This is a genomic window from Stutzerimonas nitrititolerans (assembly GCF_003696285.1).
Classification (GTDB): Bacteria; Pseudomonadota; Gammaproteobacteria; order Pseudomonadales; family Pseudomonadaceae; genus Stutzerimonas; species Stutzerimonas nitrititolerans.
The window spans coordinates 1-416 of sequence record NZ_RFFL01000085.1; the positions used below are offsets into that span (position 1 = coordinate 1).

The 416-nt window shown below is 57.5% G+C and carries 1 protein-coding gene; it reads right to left on the reverse strand.

All coding sequences use genetic code 11. From position 1 onward, the window contains the following. Window positions 1-150: 150 nt before the first annotated feature. The gene (locus tag EA795_RS20810; protein ID WP_122079254.1) at window positions 151-375 is read right to left on the reverse strand and encodes a hypothetical protein; all 225 of its coding nucleotides are present in this window, start codon (window positions 373-375) and stop codon (window positions 151-153) included. Window positions 376-416 lie beyond the last annotated feature (41 nt).

Consider the following 416-nt stretch of genomic DNA (forward strand, 5'->3'; position numbering starts at 1 on the left):
CGGATCGATGGAATTCCCAAATACCATGCTTGCCTGAGTTACCGACCTGGCGATCGAGCGTGTATGTCACTCCGCCTTTCATGCGTAACAGCAGCATAAATCCCCCAAGCAAAGCGCCGCATCATACCCCTATCGTCCACGGTGAAGGGGTTAGCTGCGCCCATCGTTCGCTTGCAGCAGCTCCTCCCGCGCCACATTGACCGCGGGCGGCGCAGTGATGCAAACCACGATCTGGCCGGGCGTTCGACTGTGATACAGCTCAAGCCAGATGCCCTCCTCTGTGAGCTGACGATACAGCTCGGCCGCATCCGCTTCGGTTTCTGGCGACAGGAATATCCGCTGGCCTGGCTTGCGATTGATGATGAGATTTCCCATATATCCTCCTTGATTGGGTCACCTCACCATACAGCGGGAGG

Bases quoted from the DNA above. Each gene is read 5' to 3' on its own strand.
- EA795_RS20810 (WP_122079254.1), bottom strand. From the start codon at position 375: ATGGGAAATCTCATCATCAATCGCAAGCCAGGCCAGCGGATATTCCTG.